Source organism: Sulfurovum sp. (assembly GCF_041551015.1).
GTDB lineage: Bacteria > Campylobacterota > Campylobacteria > Campylobacterales > Sulfurovaceae > Sulfurovum.
This window is the reverse complement of the sequence record NZ_JBFENQ010000149.1, coordinates 1-4,098: the sequence shown is the minus strand read 5'-3', so window position 1 is coordinate 4,098 and position 4,098 is coordinate 1. Positions and strand designations below refer to the sequence as shown.

Genomic DNA, 4,098 nt, shown 5'->3' with positions numbered 1-4,098 from the left:
GACACAAAAAAGAAGATCACCAACATGCAAGTCAGTGGGAAAGATGGTGATGTCGCACTTGATCTTTCAGGTGATGTCAGTAAAGAAGAGATCGAAGCAGCCCTTGCTAAATCAAAAGTACTGAACGACCCATGCTGTTAGCCTCTACCCTTTTCATCATTACCCTCATCTTTGTTATCTGGCAGCCAAAAGGTTTGCAGATAGGTACTACTGCTATCATTGGGGCTATTGCTGCTTTGATCCTTGGTGTAGTGAGTTTTGACGATGTCATTACGGTAACAGAGATTGTTTGGGATGCGACATTGGCTTTCATAGGCATTATTATTCTTTCACTTGTACTTGATCAGATAGGTTTCTTCGAGTGGGCAGCGCTCAAAATGGCAAGACTCAGTGGTGGTAACGGAAACTTACTTTTTGTCTACATACTGTTATTAGGTGCATTGGTTGCAGCTTTCTTTGCTAATGATGGGGCAGCACTTATCCTTACACCTATTCTTTTGGCAAAGATGAAACACTTAAATATGAAACCCCTGGCTATATTTGCATTTCTCATGGCAGGTGGATTCATAGGCGACAGTGCTTCCAACCCACTTGTGATCTCAAACCTTACAAACATCGTCACTGCAGGTTATTTTGATATAGGTTTTTGGGAATATGCTAAGACAATGTTCTTACCTAACCTACTGGCTATCATCGCATCTCTTGTAGTACTTTGGATCTATTTTAGAAAAGATATACCTAAACAGTTAGATATTCAGAACTTGGCCACACCAGAGTCTGTCATCAAAAACCAAACGATGTTCAAACTCAGCTGGTGGTTCTTGGCGCTTTTAATGATGGGGTACTTCATAGGTGACTATTTTGACCTACCTGTCTCTCTTTTTGCATTAGGTGGTGCATTGGTCTTTTTAGCCATTGCAAATTATCATAAAGCAGTTCAACCATTGAAAACTATTAGGTCTGCACCATGGCAGGTTGTTTGGTTCTCCATAGGACTTTATGTGGTCGTATACGGACTTAAAAATGCTGGATTGACCTCTTACCTAGCTGTTATCATCAACGATATGCAAGAAATGGGTCATGCTACTGCTGTCATAGGTACAGGGTTCCTCGCAGCAGGACTCAGTTCCATCATGAACAACATGCCTACCATTATGATCATGGATATAGCAATCGATGAAGCGGGACATAATGCCTTAGCCTACGCAAATATACTAGGTTCTAACCTAGGGCCTAAAATGACACCTATCGGTTCACTTGCTACCCTACTATGGCTACATGTACTTGCACAAAAAGGTGTAAAGATAGGTTGGGGAGAATATATGAAAGTGGGTCTTGTAATCACCCCACCGGTATTGTTCGTAGCGTTGTTAGGTTTATTGTAATCGTCAAATGACGATTACATGATGTTCTCAAACAGTTTTTCATCCAACTGATCAAGTACCGAAGAGAACGATTCGTTTTCTATATATTGCATCACAGCTGAAGAGAAGCTCAGATTAAACATCTTTCTGCGATGTTTGAACTTATAATTTTCCATACTTCTTTGCATATTCAGTATCGTCTGTTCTACTTCCTCTTCATTAATACCATGTATGAAGATTAAAAAGTTATCTTCCATATAACGAACAATCTCAAAATTAATATGATTATCTTTCATATAACGTATCATATAATCACTGACTAACTTTAAGAGTTTATTCCCCACATTTGAATCATATTCTTTTACAATGGATGCATACTCTGAGATTTTAATGCTTACCAAAAATCCAAAATCATTAAATGTTTCATTATTATTCAGTTTATTTTTAAATAGCCACAATCGATTTTTACTCTGTGAGATATCATCTGAATAAAGTTGATTGCACAATAAAATCATTTCAGACTTAAGCTTATTTAGCTCTGCAACAGTTACAAGTTTGTCTTGATCGTTATGCACTTCTAGCTCCTTCAAATCCAAATGTTTCCGTAACACTATTCCAATGTGATGGTTTATGTAGATGATGTCCCTGTAAGTAGTCAACACCGATACTTTTTGCTAAACTCATAATACTCTCATCACTAATATATTCGGCAATAGTCTTGATCCCGAGATCATGACAGATATTCACCATATTCTCTAAAATGATTCTGTATTTGTTATCATGTATTTTCGATACTAACGAACCATCAAGCTTGACATAATCGATATCAAGATTCACAATGTTATCAAAGTTTGAAAAACCGCTTCCAAAGTCATCTATAGCGATACGTACACCAAGTTTTTTAAGGGCAAATATAAATTCATTCACATGTTCTAGATCTTCAATCTGTTCACTCTCTACTATTTCAACGGTTAAACGACTGCCAACCTTCATTTGTTTTATCTGACGCATCAATGTATTACAGAGTTCACTATTGTTGATATCAATATATGAGAGATTCAAAGTCATAGCAACTTCATGCTGGTCCATCACATCAAAGACTTTTTTTATCATCTGAGACATTAACTGTGTATAGAGACGATACTCTTTTGATTTTTCCATAAATGCTGCTGGTGAGAGTACACGTCCTTCACTATCCATAAGTCTCATAAGACTTTCAAATTTGTATGGGACAGTGCTATCCTCGACATCAAAGATCCCTTGAAAATATGGAGTTACCGTCTCATGTTTAATATTATCAAGTAGTGTCTCATAGACTTTATTTAAAATATGTTCATTCTTATTGATAGAATAAGTGTCATAAAAAATATAATTACTATGAGACTTTTTCGCTTCCTGTAGTGCTTTTTCTGCATAGAGTAAACTCATTGACCCTTCTGCTTTAGTTGCACCAAAAGTCGTATTGATATGAATGTGACTCTCATCAGAGATAAAGAACTTGTGATTTGAGATTTTTGATGATAACTGTTTAACGATAAGATCAAGCAGACGATGACTAAAATCATTTTTTATGAATAAACAGAGTTTATCTGCATACACATGATACATTTCATAAGAGAACAGTTCGACACTGTGTTTACTAAATACGCCGTTAGCATCCATTTTCAACAATGTATCTTCTATTATAGTTTGCATTTCAGTTACTATCCTTGTACCTATTTCATAACCATAGAGGATATTGATATCGTCAAATGCAACGATATCGATCAGTGAAACTATTGCTATCCCATTATATGCAGAGATTACCGTCTGGTGATCTTGCATTGTTTTTTTTAATACAGAAACAGAAGGTTGCTTTTTTTCATGTACATTAGCCAGAATTTTTTTGGCTGGCTGAGGAAGAGTTGCACTCATATTCTTTCCTTTTTTGTCTAAGTCGACTTCTTGTTTAATTTCCATCAGTTTAAGTAGTGCCTCATCTCTAGTTTCTGCATCTACTCTTTTTTTAATCGGTTTGCCATCAATATCTCTATAGGTAACGTAGTAACCTGTAACCTGACCATCAGATTTACGATAGAGTTCACTGACACCTTTGTACTGCTTGTCAGTGATCGTTCTGATTGGCATCTTACCCTCCGATTTTTATTAAACTTTTTCTTATTGAGAGATTCCAGTAATTGGAAAATCTAAACCTTATAAATATATTATACATAAATGTTACTACAAATGTCAAGCTTGTCGTAGTAACATTGCAATATGGGTCTTATTAGTCGTTATATAGGAACTTATGCGTTATTTGTATCCTGATATATTTTTTAGTAAAATTAACTAATTAAGAAAGTTACTACAAATTGATACAAATTATATTAATTAATATGTTTACTTGAAACATTAACTATTTTATTTTATTTCGTGAAGAAACACCTTGTTTATACCAAGCTTTATATGTATAGTTTTATAGTTGTAGATACTAAAAATGTTATAATTCGGAAGTGTAGTAATAGAAGAATAGAGAGGAAAGGAAAGTGTCTTTTATGCTCCCCCCCTACTCTACTCATTTTTTCAGTCCGTTCTGTATATAATATCTAATCATAAATACTTAGAGTAATGGGATTGATAATGAAGAAAGATATTCTCAGTCGGTATGAACGTAATACTAACGGTGATATACTCATTGATATAACTGCTGATAGAATAGAAGATCTATTTAATCACTTTGATAGAAGTGCACCTT

General features: G+C 35.1%; 3 protein-coding genes. 1 reads left to right on the top strand and 2 read right to left on the bottom strand.

Annotated elements, in window-relative coordinates; all coding sequences use genetic code 11:
• The first annotated feature begins 131 nt into the window (after positions 1–131).
• A complete protein-coding gene (locus ABZC96_RS08775) occupies positions 132–1,385 on the top strand; it encodes an arsenic transporter (protein ID WP_373030527.1) in 1,254 nt (417 codons plus the stop codon).
• 14 nt (positions 1,386–1,399) lie between these two features.
• Here ABZC96_RS08775 and ABZC96_RS08770 read toward each other — a convergent pair whose 3' ends face one another.
• Complete coding sequence (locus ABZC96_RS08770; protein ID WP_373030525.1) at positions 1,400–1,939, bottom strand: diguanylate cyclase domain-containing protein; 540 nt, start codon at positions 1,937–1,939, stop codon at positions 1,400–1,402.
• Entirely contained in the window at positions 1,932–3,491 is a 1,560-nt protein-coding gene (locus ABZC96_RS08765; protein WP_373030523.1) for an EAL domain-containing protein, read from the bottom strand. The genes ABZC96_RS08770 and ABZC96_RS08765 overlap by 8 nt, the downstream gene beginning before the upstream one ends.
• Positions 3,492–4,098: the final 607 nt, after the last annotated feature.